11 protein-coding genes and 1 tRNA gene are annotated in these 15,340 nt (G+C 69.6%); 2 read left to right on the top strand and 10 right to left on the bottom strand.

The features are described from left to right. Positions 1-122: 122 nt before the first annotated feature. The 10 genes from rpmE to ACFWBT_RS34780 all read right to left on the bottom strand — a co-directional run bounded on the left by rpmE (position 123) and on the right by ACFWBT_RS34780 (position 14,195). Positions 123-344, bottom strand: coding sequence for a 50S ribosomal protein L31 (gene rpmE, locus ACFWBT_RS34735; RefSeq protein WP_266762813.1), 222 nt, complete (start codon positions 342-344; stop codon positions 123-125). A 148-nt stretch (positions 345-492) separates the two neighbouring features. Next, positions 493-1,629 (bottom strand): LCP family protein, encoded by a 1,137-nt coding sequence (locus ACFWBT_RS34740; RefSeq protein WP_385706951.1) that lies wholly within the window; start codon positions 1,627-1,629, stop codon positions 493-495. Between the two features lie 210 nt (positions 1,630-1,839). Continuing rightward, the gene (locus ACFWBT_RS34745) at positions 1,840-3,642 is read right to left on the bottom strand and encodes a trypsin-like serine protease (protein WP_385706952.1); all 1,803 of its coding nucleotides are present in this window, start codon (positions 3,640-3,642) and stop codon (positions 1,840-1,842) included. A 178-nt stretch (positions 3,643-3,820) separates the two neighbouring features. Then, on the bottom strand, positions 3,821-5,887 hold the full coding sequence (rho, locus tag ACFWBT_RS34750; RefSeq protein WP_385706953.1) for a transcription termination factor Rho: 2,067 nt from the start codon (positions 5,885-5,887) through the stop codon (positions 3,821-3,823). A 388-nt stretch (positions 5,888-6,275) separates the two neighbouring features. Then, on the bottom strand, positions 6,276-7,205 hold the full coding sequence (gene thrB / locus ACFWBT_RS34755) for a homoserine kinase (RefSeq protein WP_351543444.1): 930 nt from the start codon (positions 7,203-7,205) through the stop codon (positions 6,276-6,278). A 421-nt stretch (positions 7,206-7,626) separates the two neighbouring features. Next, the gene (gene thrC, locus ACFWBT_RS34760; RefSeq protein WP_385706954.1) at positions 7,627-8,685 is read right to left on the bottom strand and encodes a threonine synthase; all 1,059 of its coding nucleotides are present in this window, start codon (positions 8,683-8,685) and stop codon (positions 7,627-7,629) included. 6 nt (positions 8,686-8,691) lie between these two features. Continuing rightward, positions 8,692-9,984 carry a homoserine dehydrogenase gene (locus ACFWBT_RS34765; protein WP_385706955.1) on the bottom strand — a complete coding sequence of 431 codons (1,293 nt, stop codon included), beginning with the start codon at positions 9,982-9,984 and terminating at the stop codon, positions 8,692-8,694. A 265-nt stretch (positions 9,985-10,249) separates the two neighbouring features. Then, a complete protein-coding gene (lysA, locus tag ACFWBT_RS34770) occupies positions 10,250-11,641 on the bottom strand; it encodes a diaminopimelate decarboxylase (RefSeq protein ID WP_385706956.1) in 1,392 nt (463 codons plus the stop codon). Between the two features lie 34 nt (positions 11,642-11,675). After that, positions 11,676-12,827 (bottom strand): ArgS-related anticodon-binding protein NrtL, encoded by a 1,152-nt coding sequence (gene nrtL / locus ACFWBT_RS34775; RefSeq protein ID WP_385706957.1) that lies wholly within the window; start codon positions 12,825-12,827, stop codon positions 11,676-11,678. Between the two features lie 876 nt (positions 12,828-13,703). Next, positions 13,704-14,195 carry a response regulator gene (locus ACFWBT_RS34780; RefSeq protein WP_385706958.1) on the bottom strand — a complete coding sequence of 164 codons (492 nt, stop codon included), beginning with the start codon at positions 14,193-14,195 and terminating at the stop codon, positions 13,704-13,706. Positions 14,196-14,359: 164 nt separating this feature from the next. On the opposite strand from ACFWBT_RS34780, the gene ACFWBT_RS34785 reads away from it, so the two are divergent. Together ACFWBT_RS34785 and ACFWBT_RS34790 are read left to right on the top strand one after the other, a co-directional pair. Further along, a tRNA-Arg gene (locus tag ACFWBT_RS34785) sits at positions 14,360-14,431 on the top strand. 177 nt (positions 14,432-14,608) lie between these two features. After that, a complete protein-coding gene (locus tag ACFWBT_RS34790) occupies positions 14,609-15,202 on the top strand; it encodes a hypothetical protein (protein ID WP_385706959.1) in 594 nt (197 codons plus the stop codon). Positions 15,203-15,340: the final 138 nt, after the last annotated feature.

Consider the following 15,340-nt stretch of genomic DNA (forward strand, 5'->3'; position numbering starts at 1 on the left):
GCGTGGGGGTCCCCCAGGTCCTCGAACGGGTTCGAGGACCTGGGGGGGAGGGGGCTGGACCGCAAAGCGCCGGTCCCGGCGTCCCCGTGCGGGGGACACCGAAGACCGGCGCTGTGGGCTCGCTACTTGTTGGCAGCTGCAGCCTTGCCGAAGCGGGCCTCGAAGCGGGCCACACGGCCACCGGTGTCGAGGATCTTCTGCTTGCCCGTGTAGAACGGGTGGCACTCGGAGCAGACCTCGGCGCGGATGGCGCCGCTGGAGATCGTGCTCCGCGTGGTGAACGACGCGCCACAGGTGCAGCTGACCTGCGTCTCGACGTACTCGGGGTGGATGTCGCGCTTCAAGGTGTCTCCTAGTTTCGGGAGGGCACCGGGTCGCCGCCGCTGGTTGCGGGTGCGTGAACCGGGGCCGACGTACCAGTCTGCCAGCACTGGCCGTATCCCCCAAAACGGGGGGACGCGACGATCTATTCCCAGGGGCTCCGCGGGCGGGTCAGCCGGGGCTGACGACGCCCTTCGCGGTGCCGGTGGCGGTGCCCTTGGTGGCCGCCTTCGGGATCGGCCGGTCGTCCTTCAGCGCCTTCCAGACCAGCTCGGCCTTGTCCTTGTCGACCAGGACGCGATTGGCGTCGGCGCTGTCGTACTGGACCGGCATCGTCACCATGGTCATGCGGGACGAGCCGATGCCCTTGAGGCCGCTCGCGAAGGAGGCGAGGTCGGTGACACTGCCGATGTCGGAGTCGGTGGTGACCGTCTTGGTCGCGGTGTCGGCGAGGTCGTACAGCTTCTTCGGGCTGGACAGGATCCCGATGTGCTTGACCTGGTCGACGAGCGCCTTCATGAACGCCTGCTGGAGCTGGATGCGGCCGAGGTCGGAGCCGTCGCCGACGCCGTGCCGGGTACGGACCAGGCCGAGTGCCTGCTTGCCGTTGAGTTCGTGCGATCCGGCCTTCAGGTTCAGATGGCTCTCGGGGTCCTTGATGTCCTTGGTCGTGGTGACCGTGACACCGCCGAGGTCGTCGATCAGCTTCTGGAAGCCGCTGAAGTCGACCTCGATGTAGTGGTCCATGCGGATGCCGGTGACGGACTCGACGGTCTTCACCGCGCAGGCGGCGCCACCGGTGGAGTAGGCGGAGTTGAACATCACGCCGGTGGCCGCGTCGTGGCGGGTGCCCTCGTCGTCGACACAGGAGGGCCGCTTGATGAGGGTGTCGCGCGGAATGGAGACCACGCTGGCCTTCTTGTGGCCCTTGTACACGTGGACGATCATCGCGGTGTCGGAGCGAGCGCTGCCGTCGTCGGTGCCGCCGCCCAGCTTCTTGTTGCCGCCGGATCGGGTGTCGGAGCCGAGGACCAGGATGTTCTCGGAGCCGTTGTCGACCTTCGTGGGCCGTTCGCTGCCGAGCGCCTGGTTGATGTCGACGTTCTTGAGGTTGCCGTTGAGCTTGAAGTACAGGTAGCCGGCTCCGGTGCCGCCGAGCACCACGACGCCCGCCGCGGTCCAGGCCGTGACGAGCACGGCCTTGCTCCGCGTGCTGCGGGTCCTGGGGCGACGGCCCTTGGCCCGGGACGGGGTGTTGTTGCCGGGGTCGCCCGGTATGGCGGGCTCCGGCGTGCTCTCGGCAGGCATGTGCTCCTCGGTTTCCTTTACGGTCGGTTACCCCCTGCTTTCAGGGCTAGGCCCAGCTGGACGTGACGAGGCGTACCGCTCCATGGTCACTCCGTACGGTCAGACTGGGAAACCCGGGAAAGGGTTGCACAACGCAGCGTGCCCACCGCGTAGCGCGATGGGCACGTTGCGTGGCCGGCGAGACCGGGAAGAACCCGCTCACCTGCGATGTCAGCCGAAGATGTCGTACTCCTGGAAACCGGTGCCGACCGAGATCCGCGTGGCGAAGATCTCGCTGGTGGCCTTGCCGGTACCCGGGTACAGGTACAGCGTGCCGCCGGAGGTGCGGGCCAGGAAGTCGGCCTTGCCGTCGCCGGTCACGTCACCGACGGCGTCGAAGGCGTTGTAGCTGCTCCACGTGCGCACCTTGATGCGGGTGGAGAAGGCTCCGCTGCCGGTCTTGCCGGTGCCCTTGTACAGGTAGATGTACGAGCCGGTCTTGCTGCGCGCGATCAGGTCGGCCTTGCCGTCACCGGTGAAGTCGCCGTGCCCGCGCACCGAGTTGTACTGGCTCCAGCCGGTGCCGACCTGGACACGCGACGAGAAGGTGCCGTTGCCCTTGCCCGGGTACTGCCACATCACGCCGGAGGAGTCGACGGAGAGGATGTCGGGCAGACCGTCGCCGTTGAGGTCGCCCGGCGCGATGATGCGCTGACGGGTACCCCAGCTGCTGAAGATCTTGTCGGTGGCCCAGTCGTCGATCGACCTCAGGTAGTGCATCCAGTAGACGTCCCCGCTGGCGCTGTCGCGCACCACGAGGTCCTGGTAGCCGTCACGGTTCAGGTCGGTCTGGAGCACGACGTTGACGCCGTCCCAGCCGCCCCACGACACGCGCGCGGCGAACGAGGTGCCCTTGGAGTCCTTCGAGTAGCCCGTCTTGGTCGACGCGTTGCGGACCCACAGGTCGGCCTTGTGGTCGCCGCTCAGGTTGGTGTCCTCGACGCGCGGGTAGGCGGCGCCGACGTAGGTGCTGACCTTCGAGAAGACGCTGTACGCGCCCTTCTTGACGCAGTCCTCGACACCCCAGGAGACGACACCGACGATGCGGTCGTTGACGATCAGCGGGCCGCCGGAGTCGCCGTTGCAGGCGGTGGTGGTGCCGGCGTCGGTGCCGGTCGCCTTGGTGCCCGCGCAGACCATGTGGCCCTCGACGAAGGCGTCCTCACCGAGGACCGACTGCATGCCCGTGTTGCACGTGCTGTCCGAGTTGATCGGCAGCGTGGCCGTCTTCAGCGTCTCGGAGATGTCGCCGGTGGTGGAGCTGGTGCGGCCCCAGCCGAAGAGCTTCGCCTTGGTGCCGGACGCGTACGACGCGGTGTCACCGGACGTCGTCATGCGGATCGGCTTGGCGGAGACCGGGTTCGCCAGCGTGATGACCGCGATGTCGTTGTCGATGGTCGTCGAGCTGTACGACGGGTGGTTCCACTGCCGCCAGGGAGCGCTGACCGTGGCACCTGCCGGCAGCTCGCTGCCGCTCGCCAGCTGGGAGGTGCCGGTGATGACGGCGCCGTTGGCCTTCCAGTCGTAGCCCTTGACGCAGTGCGCGGCGGTCAGGATCTTCGTCGGCGAGACGACGGAGCCGCCGCAGAAGAAGCCGATCTCGTTGGCCTCGTCGTAGTACCAGAGCTGGGCCATGAACGGGGCCGTGCTGATGGTGGTCGTGGTGCCGCCGATGATCTTCGGGTCGACCTTCGCCGTGTTCGTACCGGCGCTCAGCGACGCCTTCTGGGTCGTCCGGCCCGCGATGTCGTCACCGGCGACGGCGCCCGCCACACGCTTCTCCAGCTCGGCCAGGGACGGCGTCGAGTGGGTGGGCCGCACGGTCGGAGTGGGTGGCGTCGTGTTGGGCGCGGCGTTCGCGGACGACATCAGAAGCGCACCGGCGACCGCGGCGGCGAGGCCGGCTGCGGCGACCGGCACGGCGATCCGTATGCGGCGTCTGTGCCGACCGCCTCCGGACGTGGACGTATCCACTCAAGTCCCCCCTCAGAGTCAAGAGTTCAGATCTGCTTCAGCAGAAGTGCAAGGGCGCGATCGTACACGTGTCCCGGACAGCACAAAGGACCGCCCCCGTCACCTGGGTGACGGGGGCGGTCCTTTGCGGTTTCTGCCCTGCGAACTCCGGTCGCGGAGGACCTCGGTCGCGAAGACGTCAGTCGTTGTTGTTGCCCGGCGACGGCGTCGTCTTCTGGATCTGGAGCAGGAACTCGGCGTTCGACTTCGTCTGCTTCATCTTGTCGAGCAGCAGCTCGATCGCCTGCTGCTGGTCGAGCGCGTGGAGCACGCGACGCAGCTTCCAGGTGATGGCGAGCTCGTCGCTGCCGAGCAGGAGCTCTTCCTTACGGGTACCGGACGCGTCCACGTCCACCGCCGGGAAGACACGCTTGTCGGCGAGCTTCCGGTCGAGCTTGAGCTCGGCGTTGCCGGTGCCCTTGAACTCCTCGAAGATGACCTCGTCCATGCGCGAGCCGGTGTCGACGAGCGCGGTGGCCAGGATGGTCAGCGAGCCGCCGTCCTCGATGTTGCGCGCGGCACCGAAGAAGCGCTTCGGCGGGTACAGCGCGGTCGAGTCGACACCACCGGACAGGATGCGGCCGGAGGCCGGGGCGGCGAGGTTGTACGCACGGCCCAGACGCGTGATCGAGTCGAGCAGCACGACGACGTCGTGGCCCAGCTCCACCAGACGCTTGGCGCGCTCGATGGCGAGCTCGGCGACCGTGGTGTGGTCCTCGGCCGGACGGTCGAAGGTCGAGGAGATGACCTCGCCCTTGACCGACCGCTGCATGTCGGTGACCTCTTCCGGACGCTCGTCGACCAGGACGACCATCAGGTGGCACTCGGGGTTGTTGATGGTGATCGCGTTGGCGATCGCCTGCAGGATCATGGTCTTGCCGGTCTTCGGCGGGGCCACGATCAGACCGCGCTGGCCCTTGCCGATCGGCGCGACGAGGTCGATGATCCGGGTCGTCAGGACACCCGGGTCGGTCTCCAGGCGGAGCCGGTCCTGCGGGTAGAGTGGCGTCAGCTTGTTGAACTCCGGGCGCCCGCGCCCGGATTCGGCCGCCATGCCGTTCGCCGAGTCGAGGCGGACCAGCGCGTTGAACTTCTCGCGGCGCTCGCCGTCCTTGGGCTGACGGACCGCGCCGGTGACGTGGTCACCCTTGCGCAGACCGTTCTTGCGGACCTGGGCGAGAGAGACGTACACGTCGTTGGGACCCGGCAGGTAGCCCGACGTACGGATGAACGCGTAGTTGTCGAGGATGTCGAGGATGCCCGCGACGGGGATCAGCACGTCGTCGTCGGCGACCTGCGGCTCGGCGATCTCGTCACGTCCACGACGCCCACGGCGGTCCCGGTAACGGCCGCGCCGGCCGCGGCGGCCGCCCTCGAAGTCGTCGTCGTCCTGCGGGCCGTTGTCGCGCGGGCCGTTGTCACGCGGACCGTTGTCACGCGGACCGTTGTCACGCGGACCGTTGTCACGCGTCTGCTGGCGGTCCTGACGGCCGCCGCCCTGCTGCTGACGGTCCGGACGGTCCTGGCGCTCCTGACGGTCCGGGCGCTGCTGCCCGCCGCCCTGGCCGCCCTGCTGCTCGTCGCCCTTGTTGCCGCGGCGGTCGCGGTCACGGCCGCCCCGGTCGCGGTCACGGCGCTCACGACGCTCGCGGCGGCCGTCGGCGCCCTCGGCGTCGCCCTGCGGCTGCGCCTCGGCCTTCGGCTCGCTCTTCGCCTCGGCGGCGACCGTCTCGGGGCTGCCCGCCTCGGCGGTGGCACGGCGACGGCGGCGCTCGGCAGGGGCGTCGTCGGACGCCGGCTGGCCGGGGATCTCGATCTGCTGCTGGGCCACGGCCTTCTCGGCGGCGACCTTCTCGGCCTTCGTCTCGGCCGGGGCGGCGGCCTCGTCGCTCGTACGGGCCTTCGAGGTGGTCCGGCGCTTCGGCTTGGTCTCGGCGGCGTCGTCGGACGCCGACTTGGCCGGAGCGCCCCCTCCCGCCTGCGCCTCCTTGATGACCTCGATCAGCTGGCTCTTGCGCATACGCGCGGTGCCCCTGATTCCGAGGCCGGATGCGACCTGCTGCAGCTCGGCCAGCACCATGCCTTCGAGGCCGGTACCGCGGCGTCGCCTGGAGCCGGCACCGGTGGCAGGCGCGGAGGCGTCCGTGGCGGGCGCGGCAGCGGTCTCCTCGACACGTGCGCCCATCAGATCGGTGGTGTCGCTCACGAAGGGTCCTTCCCTGGAGCGGACGTCGGCCTGTCTGGCTCGGCGACCGGTTGTGCTGTCCGGCTTTGGTCCTTGCTATGTGGACCGTGCCGGGGCGGTGGTCCGCCAAAGCGGCGGAAGACATATCTGGTGATGACGATTCCGGAGCCGTGGCACTGAGGTTCGGTGTCATCGGCTCGGTCACGCCGGTTCCGGAGCGTGCTCAGCACTGCTCAGCGCATAGCACCCAATGCAAGGCACAAAGCAGTTTGGGAGGCTCCCGGAAGAATGGGTGTCCCGGACGGGGACGCGAAGCACCTCGCCATGGTGGGGTCGGGTGCAGACTTGAGGTTAACACTACCGGATCCAACAAACATTCCCCCTCTCCAAATCCGGCAACCGTGCGTCGTCAATTGACCCCGACAGGTGCGAGCGGCAACACGCACGCCCCCTGGGCGTCGAGGTCAAGACGGTTGGCGGCCCAGCTCTGACCTGCGAGATCGGCCACCTTGTCGGCCGACGCGCGGTCCGCCAGCGCGAGGACGGTGGGTCCCGCGCCGGAGATCACCGCCGGGATGCCGTCGGCGCGCAGGCGCTCCACGAGCGCCGCGCTCTCCGGCATCGCCGGAGCACGGTATTCCTGGTGCAGCCGGTCCTCCGTCGCGGGCAGCAGCAGCTCGGGGCGCCGGGTCAGGGCCTCGACGAGCAGTGCGGCGCGACCCGCGTTGGCGGCGGCGTCGACGTGCGGAACGGTGCGCGGCAGCAGACCGCGCGCGGTCTCGGTGAGCACGGGCTTTCCGGGCACGAAGACCACCGGAACGATGGAATCGGCGGGCTCCATCCTGATCGCCCGCGCGGCGCCGGACTCCATCCAGGAGAGCGTGAAACCGCCGAGCAGACAGGCCGCGACATTGTCGGGGTGCCCCTCGATCTCGGTCGCGAGCTCGAGGAGCGCGGTGTCGTCGAGCCTGCTGTCCCCGCCTATCGTCACCGCGCGGGCGGCGACGATGCCGGCGCAGATGGCGGCGGAGGAGGAGCCGAGACCCCGGCCGTGCGGAATGCGGTTGGCGCAGACGATCTCGAGGCCGCGCGGCTGTCCGCCCAGCAGATCGAAGGCGGTGCGCAGGGAACGTACGAGGAGATGGTTCTCGTCGCGCGGCAGCGTCTCGCTGCCCTCACCCGCGATGTCGATGTGCAGCCCGGAGTCGGCCACCCGGACGACCACGTCGTCGTACAGCCCCAGTGACAGGCCGAAGGCGTCGAAGCCCGGGCCGAGGTTGGCACTGGTGGCGGGGACGCGCACCCGGACGGCGGCGGCGCGGAACGCTGGACCGGCCATCGCTCGATGACTCTCCTTGAGCTGCGTGATGTACGAGATTTTCGAAGAACTGCGACATGAACTGACTGCGACAGACGGGCACCAGGACCCGGAGGCCGCAAGGACGGCGCGGCACCGCGGCATATGCGGCAGGCGGGTTCGGTACAGCTTATCGAAGGAAGGTTCTGTGGCGACATAGGGCGCACAGGAGGCGCACGATGCGTGTCGTAAGCCCCCCGTGCACCCCCCGGCGGGTCGCCGTGGGGGCAACCCCTCCGGAGGGCGGGCGGATTCCGTCTGCTTTCCGACGGTTTTCCGCCCGCCTTCGGCGTGTTCTGCACGTCCGGCGCGTTCCGCCGGGTCCGACGGAGCCGGCCGGCCCCGCCCGGCGGGTTCACGCGGGGCCGATCGGCCCCGCGTGGCGGGTTCACGCCTGGCGGTTTTACGCCAGACCGAGCCGCTCCGCCGCCGTCGCCGCGTCCACCGGGACCGTGACCGGCTGCGGGGCGCCCGCGACGGCCCAGTCGGGGTCCTTGAGACCGTTCCCGGTGACGGTGCAGACGATGCGCTGGCCCGGGTCGACCTTGCCCTGCTCGGCGGCCTTCAGCAGACCGGCGACGGACGCGGCGGACGCGGGCTCGACGAAGACGCCCTCCTGCGCGGCCAACAGCCGGTAGGCGCGCAGGATCTCACGGTCCGTCACCTCGTCGATGAAGCCGCCCGACTCGTCCCGCGCGGCCAGCGCGAACTTCCACGAGGCCGGGTTGCCGATCCGGATCGCGGTGGCGATCGTCGACGGGTCCTTGACGACCTCGCCGCGCACGATCGGCGCCGAACCGGACGCCTGGAACCCCCACATGCGCGGGGTGTGCCGGGCGATGCCGTCGGCGGCGTACTCCGTGTACCCCTTCCAGTACGCGGTGATGTTGCCCGCGTTACCCACCGGAAGGACATGGATGTCGGGCGCGTCGCCGAGCATGTCCACGATCTCGAAGGCGGCGGTCTTCTGGCCCTCGATACGCACCGGGTTGACCGAATTGACCAGCGCCACCGGGTAGTTGTCGGACAGCGAGCGCGCCAGCGTCAGACAGTCGTCGAAGTTGCCGTCGACCTGGAGGATCTTGGCGCCGTGGATGAGGGCCTGCCCCATCTTGCCGAGCGCGATCTTGCCCTGCGGCACGAGGACGGCACAGACCATCCCGGCGCGCACGGCGTAAGCGGCGGCGCTCGCCGACGTGTTGCCGGTGGAGGCGCAGATGACGGCCTTCGCGCCCTCCTCCTTCGCCCGCGTGATGGCCATGGTCATACCGCGGTCCTTGAAGGACCCGGTCGGGTTGGCACCCTCCACCTTGAGGTGGACCTCGCAGCCCGTGCGCTCGGAGAGCACCTGCGCGGGCACGAGCGGCGTGCCGCCCTCACGGAGCGACACGACCGGCGTGCTGTCGGACACCGGAAGCCGGTCCCGGTACTCCTCGATGATTCCGCGCCACTGGTGGGTCATTGCTGGTTACTCTCCTTCAACCCGCATGATGCTGGCGACACCCCGCACGGTGTCGAGGCTGCGCAGCGCCTCGACGGTCCCGTCCAGGGACGCGTCGGACGCACGATGAGTGACGACGACGAGGGAGGCCTCGCCGTCCTTGCCCGACTGCCGCACGGTATCGATGGACACTCCGTGCTCGGCGAAGACGGTGGCGACCTGAGCGAGAACGCCCGGTTTATCGGCCACGTCGAGGCTGATGTGGTAGCGCGTGACGACCTCGCCCATGGGCGAGACGGGCAGCTGGGTGTACGCGGAGTCGCCGGGCCCGGTGGCACCGCCGAGCCGGTTGCGGCAGACGGCGACCAGGTCGCCGAGGACGGCGGAGGCGGTCGGGGCGCCGCCCGCGCCCGGCCCGTAGAACATCAGCTGACCGGCGGCGTCCGACTCGACGAACACGGCGTTGTACGCGCCGCGCACGGAGGCCAGCGGGTGGGTCAGCGGAATCATTGCGGGATGCACGCGCGCCGTCACCGATCCCCCGTCGGCGGCCCGCTCGCAGAGGGCGAGGAGCTTGATGGTGCAGCCCATCTCCTTCGCCGAGGCGAAGTCGGCGGAGGTGACCTCGCTCATGCCCTCGCGGTAGACGTCGTCGAGGCGCACCCGTGTGTGGAAGGCGATCCCGGCGAGGATGGCGGCCTTGGCGGCGGCGTCGAAACCCTCGACGTCGGCGGTCGGGTCGGCCTCGGCGTATCCGAGCGCGGTGGCCTCGTCGAGGGCTTCCTGGTAACCCGCCCCCGTGGAGTCCATCTTGTCGAGGATGAAGTTGGTGGTGCCGTTGACGATGCCCATCACCCGGTTGATCTTGTCGCCGGCGAGGGACTCGCGCAGCGGCCGGATCAGCGGGATGGCGCCGGCGACGGCAGCCTCGTAATAGAGGTCCCTGCCGTGCTGCTGCGCCGCCGCGTGCAGGGCGGCACCGTCCTGGGCGAGCAGCGCCTTGTTCGCGGAGACGACGGAGGCGCCGTGCTCGAACGCGGTGGTGATCAGCGTGCGGGCGGGCTCGATACCGCCGATGACCTCGACGACGACGTCGATGTCCCCGCGTTTGACGAGGGCGGTGGCGTCGGTGGTGACGAGATCGGGGTCGATGCCCTCGCGCACCCGGGAGGGGCGGCGGACGGCCACGCCCGCCAGCTCGACGGGGGCTCCGATCCTGGCCGCGAGGTCGTCGGCGTGCGTCGTCATGATGCGCGCCACCTCTGAGCCGACAACCCCGCAGCCCAGCAGCGCCACCTTCAGCGGACGCGTACGCATCATCCGACCTCGTTTCCTCATACCGTCTTCGGTTGGACCAGTCTCACTCACCGGACGGGAGTTTCTACCCTTCGTCCGGATCGTGAGACGTCTATTTCATTTTTCTGCCAGGTGGCGACAGGAGATCTTCCACCCGACAACCCCGGCACTTCCGATCACCCACCGTCACCACCAGGCACCCTCTGTCACCATCGGGCACCTGCTGTCACCGGCGGGCACCCACCATCACACCCGAGGCACCTGCCACCACACCGCTCACCGCTCACCACTATCCAACGTCGAGACGCAGGAGGTCCTCCTCCGTCTCGCGGCGGACGATCACCCGCGCCGCGCCGTCCTTCACCGCGACGACCGGCGGGCGCAGCGCGTGGTTGTAGTTGCTGGCCATGGACCGGCAGTACGCGCCGGTCGCCGGGACGGCGATGAGGTCGCCCGGGGCCAGGTCGGCGGGCAGGAAGGCGTCCTTCACGACGATGTCACCGCTCTCGCAGTGCTTGCCGACGACGCGCACCAGCATCGGCTCGGCGTCCGAGGTGCGCGAGACGAGGGCGACGCTGTACTCGGCGTCGTACAGCGCGGTCCGGATGTTGTCGGACATGCCGCCGTCCACCGAGACGTACGTCCGCAGCCCGTCGAGCGGCTTGATGGTGCCGACCTCGTACAGCGTGAACGCGGTCGGGCCGACGATGGCGCGCCCCGGCTCCACGGAGATCCGCGGCGTACGCAGCTTCGCGGACTCGCACTCGCGCGTCACGATCTCGCTCAGCGCCTTCGCGATCTCGTGCGGCTCGCGGGGGTCGTCGTCGCTGGTGTACGCGATGCCGAGACCGCCGCCGAGGTCGATCTCGGGCAGCTCGACGCCGTGCTCGTCCCGCACGGCGGCCAGCAGCGCGACAACCCGTCGGGCGGCGACCTCGAAGCCGGCCATGTCGAAGATCTGCGAGCCGATGTGCGAGTGGATCCCGACGAGTTCGAGCGCGTCGAGCGCGAGCGCCCGCCGTACGGCCTCGGCGGCCTGCCCGTCGGCGAGCGCGATCCCGAACTTCTGGTCCTCGTGAGCCGTGGCGATGAACTCGTGGGTGTGCGCCTCCACGCCCACCGTCACCCGGATCTGCACCCGCTGCCGCTTGCCGAGGGACTGCGCGATGTGGGCCACCCGCACGATCTCCTGGAAGGAGTCGAGCACGATCCGTCCGACGCCGGTCTCGATGGCCGTACGGATCTCGTTCTCGGACTTGTTGTTGCCGTGGAAGGCGATGCGGTCGGCGGGCATCCCGGCGGAGAGGGCGGTTGCCAGCTCACCCCCGGAACACACGTCCAGGTTGAGCCCCTCCTCGTGCAGCCACCGCACGACAGCGCGCGACAGGAATGCCTTGCCCGCGTAGAAGACGTCGGCGTCGTGCCCGAACGCGGTGCGCCAGGCCCGCGCCCGCTCCCGGAAGTCGGTCTCGTCGACGAAGTACGCCGGCGTGCCGAACTCCTCGGCGAGCGCGGTGACTTCGAGCCCTCCGACGCTCACGACACCGTCGTCCGTACGGCTGACGGTGTGCGACCACACCTTCGGGTCGAGGGCGTTGAGGTCGGCGGGCGGCGCGCTGTAGTGGCCCTCGGTGAGGACATCGGCGTGACGGGGCCCGGCGGGGTGTGCGGAACGGCTCATGTCTGTAGGGCTTTCTGCTGTGTCATCTGCTGAGTCAGAGATGTTCGGGTGCGCTGATGCCGAGCAGGGACAGGCCGCCGGCCAGCACCGTCCCGGCGGCTTCGGCGAGCGCGAGCCGGGCACGGTGGGCGGCCGAGGGTTTCTCGTCACCGAACGGCAGCACGACGTGCTGGAAACCGAGGAGAGCGTCCGCGGTGACGACAAGGTGCCGCGCCACCCGATCAGGCGCCCGATCCCGCGCGGCGACCCGCAGGACCTGCGGATACTCGGCGAGAGCGACGAGGAGATCGGCTTCGTGGGGAGGGGTGGGGGTCCCGGGGGTGGGGGTCCCGGGGACAGAGATTCTGGGGGTGGAGGTCCCGGTCCCGGAGACCGAGGTCCCGGGGGAAGCGTCTGTACGGCGAGCGTCGTCGGTGAGGGTGCCGGTGTTGACGACGGGACCGTCCGCGGGGAGGTCCGCGGGGCGATCCGCAGGGTGCGCCCCACGGGGGGCCGGGGCACCGGTGAAGCCGAGGGTGGCGGCGTTGCGGCGGAGGGCCCGGGCGCGGGCGTGGGCGTAGCGGACGCGGAAGAGAGGGTTGCTCTCGCGCTGCAGAAGGTGATCGGCGCTGATCCGGGGCCGATCGTGGGACGCCGGGTGAAGGAGTGCCCAGCGCGCGGCGTCGGGGCCGAGCGGGGCGGGGTTCTCCGGCGCGGGCACGGGCCGCAGGTTCACGGGCTCGGCGTGGCGGACCTCGGCGCGTCCACCCTGGGTGGCGACGATCCGTACGAGGGTGTCGGCGACGACCTCGGCCCGGGTGTCATAGGGCACGCGCAGCTCGACGACCTGCCCGGCGAGGGTGTCACCGTGCCCGTACCGCGTCCCCTGCTCCAGGACCTCTTCCACCAGGGCGGCGGACGCTCCACCCCCGAGGGTGATGTTGAGGAAACCCGGTCCGGTGACGGTCACGTCGGCGACACCGGGGGCATCCGCGATGTGCGGCCGAAGGACGTCGGCGACCTCCCGGGCGGGTCGCCCGGCCGGACCGGCCAGCCGCAGCGCGATGTTCGTCGCGTAGTCCCCACACCCGCCCGGCCCGGGCGGGGTGACCGCGACGCTCGCGGGCACGGAGATCGACAGTTCCCCCACGTCGACAGCACGACGCACCGCGCGCAGCACGGTACGGGAGAGCTCGACGGGAGTCACGGGGCAAGCCTAGGGGAGGAGGGGGGTGGGTAAGCGAGCCGGTTTAGGCGATGGTCCGGGATGTGGACGGGGGAGGTGGAGTCCGGGGCCGTCTCCGAGGGGGTTGGGCTCCCGAGGACGGCTCCTAGGGCAGTGGCTTGGGGGGCGTGCTCCGAGGCTCGGTTCTGGACCGGACTCTGGGCTGGGTTCCCAGGCCGGGCGCTACCCCGGAACGCCGGCCGCTCCGCTGACCGAACTCGGCGAAGAGGCGATAGAGGGGACGGGCGCATCTCAGCGATCGGCGGGTACGGCAGAGACCGTAGGCCAGGCTGTAGGCCTGAGGGAGCGTGCGCTGGGCTCTACGACTGACTCCGCGAGCCGGGTTCAGGGCGACGGGAACGAGCACTGGTCACTCGGGCAGGCCGGACTACTCGGGGGACTCGGGGAAGCCGGGTCCCGAGACGCGCCGCCGGGAACGCAGCCACGCCAGATGGTCACCCCTCGGTGCCAGAGGGAGCGCGCGCAGCTCAGCAATCAGCGGGTCCGGCGCGGGCCGGCAGCTGGGGCGACGTGCTGCGAGGCCAGGCGCTCACCGTGAACGCCGTCCAGGCCCGGGAGCTCGGCGACAGAGGGGCGGCAGGGGAAGGGATCGCGCGTCTCACCAATCAGCCGGTCCGACACGACTCGGCAGGCGAGGGGCGTGCTCCGAGCCAGACGCTCACCGTCAACGCCCTCCAGGCCCGGGAGCTCGGCGACAGAGGGCAGACAGAGGAAGGGGGCGCGCGTCACACCAATCGGCCGGTCCGGCACAGTCCGACGACCGGGTTGCTCCACACGAGTCGGGCCAGCCCGGCCATCTGATAGGGGCGCCACGACGACCAGCCTGCGGGGTCGGGCTCAATGACCGGTGCGTCCCGCACCCTCGGTCTCCTCGACGGCGCCGCCCACGACACCACCGCCCCCCTCACGCCGCTCCATCAACTGCCTCACGAGCCGCACGAGTTCGGAGGGCTCGAAGGGCTTGGCGAGAAAGGCGTCGACACCGACGTCGAGCCCGCTCTCGACCTCGTACTGAGTACAGGCGCTGACGATGGCGATGGGAAGACTCCGCGTCCGGGGATCAGCACGCAGCCGAGCGGCGGTTCGCAGTCCGTCGAGCCGAGGCATCACGACGTCGAGTGTGACGACATCGGGCCGAACCTGGTGGACGACGTCCAGACACTCGGCACCGTCAGCCGCGGTCACGACCTCGAGACCCTCCAGCTCGAGATTGACCCTGATCAGCTGCCGGATGACCTTGTTGTCGTCCACAACAAGCACCCGGCCGGACGCGCCTGGCACAACTCGAGAGTAGGTGCGCGCCCACCGCCGCGTCCGGGTTTTCCCCACTTCCGCCCCGTGGGAACGCCGTCACCCAACGCAGCCACAGCCCCACTCCCCCAGGCGCTCCTCAGCTCCCCACAACGCCACCCGCCGCGACCAAAACACGTGGCGATCACCCCGGAAAGAGCTGGTAGGGTTCTACCCGTCGCCGCACACAAAGCGCCCGACACGCCCCCGTAGCTCAGGGGATAGAGCAACGGCCTCCGGAGCCGTGTGCGCAGGTTCGAATCCTGCCGGGGGCACTTGCCACACAGCCAGCAAGAACCACGCGCTGAGCTGGGCGGATGCCTAGATGAGAGAGCGGGAGTCAGTCTCACTGACTCCCGCTCTTTCTCGTTGTCTCTCACTGTTCACTATCTGCGATACACACGGCACACCTCTGACACGCGAGAGACCCACCGCTGAGTTAGGGCGCGACCGTGGATCAGACCTGGGCAGTAATGCTGGGAGCAGGGATCAGCATTGCCAGCGCGGCGCTAGGCGCCATTGGGGGTTACTCCGGCGGCAGTGCGCAGGCTCGCGGCACGGTCGAGGGCGTGGAGCTGCAACTCGCCGGACAGCGGGCAGATGCTCTGTGGCAGATGGAGGTCGACGCCTGCACTCTCTACATCGACCGATGCAATCAGGCACTCTTCAAGATCGGCCAAGTGGCGGCCGTCGGTCGACTCGAAGCCAACCGAGCGGAGACGCTCGCGATCTATGGCATCGGATCGCGCGACGAAATCCTAGGAAGCCTACGAAGCCTCCAGGACGAATGCATGTTGCAGGAGATTGCCCTCGGTCTCCGCCTACCCCCGGCTCTCGCCGAAGGCGCCAAGGGGGTCAGAGAAGCCTTGACCTCAACCACAGACGCTCTGTACCGCTGGTGCGCCGCCCGCGCGGACGGCACCGCAGATGAGGCGGAGCGATGGCGGGACCTCATTGATCGGACGACAGCTCTTCGGCAAGGCGTCGGCCAGTTCACGAGTGATGCACAGACTCGGTTTACCGCGCCGCATCCCGCCAGGCCATGAGATCCACAGCGACGCTTCTTGGCTTGGACTCGCAGGTGAGCTAGGAGCCGGGGCGCCATGCGTCCGGCCCCTGGACGAGTATGTCCAGATCAGCGTGCACGTGGCCTCCTGGTCAACGTTGCTCAGCAACGCTGATCC

The organism is Streptomyces sp. NPDC060027 (genome assembly GCF_042737005.1).
Classification (GTDB): domain Bacteria; phylum Actinomycetota; class Actinomycetes; order Streptomycetales; family Streptomycetaceae; genus Streptomyces.

Excerpts from the sequence above, each read along its gene's own strand:
- ACFWBT_RS34740 (WP_385706951.1), bottom strand. The coding sequence starts at position 1,629 with ATGCCTGCCGAGAGCACGCCGGAGCCCGCCATACCGGGCGACCCCGGC.
- lysA (WP_385706956.1), bottom strand. The coding sequence starts at position 11,641 with ATGAGCCGTTCCGCACACCCCGCCGGGCCCCGTCACGCCGATGTCCTC.
- thrB (WP_351543444.1), bottom strand. The coding sequence starts at position 7,205 with ATGGCCGGTCCAGCGTTCCGCGCCGCCGCCGTCCGGGTGCGCGTCCCC.
- ACFWBT_RS34765 (WP_385706955.1), bottom strand. The coding sequence starts at position 9,984 with ATGATGCGTACGCGTCCGCTGAAGGTGGCGCTGCTGGGCTGCGGGGTT.
- thrC (WP_385706954.1), bottom strand. The coding sequence starts at position 8,685 with ATGACCCACCAGTGGCGCGGAATCATCGAGGAGTACCGGGACCGGCTT.